Origin of the sequence: Pseudomonas sp. 32_A (assembly GCF_017490905.1) — a bacterium.
GTDB classification, from domain to species: domain Bacteria; phylum Pseudomonadota; class Gammaproteobacteria; order Pseudomonadales; family Pseudomonadaceae; genus Aquipseudomonas; species Aquipseudomonas inefficax.
Window position 1 is genome coordinate 1 of sequence record NZ_JAFGYI010000120.1, and the last position, 638, is coordinate 638.

The following is a 638-nucleotide window of genomic DNA, read 5'->3' on the forward strand; positions in this document are numbered from 1 at the left end:
CGCGCGTGCGGACGGATGGTGGTCAGAAGATTCTCTTCATTTGCCGAAGCGCTGGCACGCCTTGGTTGATAACGATTCCAGTGGCTTCGGCGCGCCTCGATCCCTTCCGTCCAATTTTTTCACTACGGTCTACACGGGCTGGCACGGTCGAGCGGACATCTGGTGGCCAGGGCGCGGCCTTGCTCTTCAGATCGTGGCTCAGGCGCCCCTGAATCGTTATATCGTCTATTCGCCGGGCGCTGAGGCCGACTTCTTCTGCTTCGAGCCGGTGTCACATGACGTTAATGCACACAACGCTCCGTCGCCGCTAAAACATGGGCTTGTTGAACTTGCTGAAGGCGAGTCTCTGCACCTGTCTGCCCGATTCACCGCAACTCTTCGATGAAATCTTCGTCATGAATGCACTGCCTCCCTCCGAATGCCTACCTCACGACGCGGAATACGCCCTCTTGATTGGGCGGGTATGGCGTGGCGGCGACCATGCAGGTCCGAGCGTTGTCGTCGTACGCAACGGGCAGGTCTTTGACATTACCGCGATCACGCCGACCGTAGCGGACTTGCTCGATCGACCAGACGTCACGGCCATCGTCGGGTCGTCTGCCGGCGAACCCATTGGCGACATCGAACCTATCCTGCTG

At 59.2% G+C, this 638-nt stretch carries 2 pseudogenes; both read left to right on the top strand.

Annotation, left to right across the window (positions count from 1 at the left end):
• A pseudogene (locus J5M58_RS25860) lies at positions 1–385 on the top strand (hypothetical protein); the annotation flags it as partial.
• Between the two features lie 10 nt (positions 386–395).
• A pseudogene (locus tag J5M58_RS25865) lies at positions 396–638 on the top strand (fumarylacetoacetate hydrolase); the annotation flags it as partial.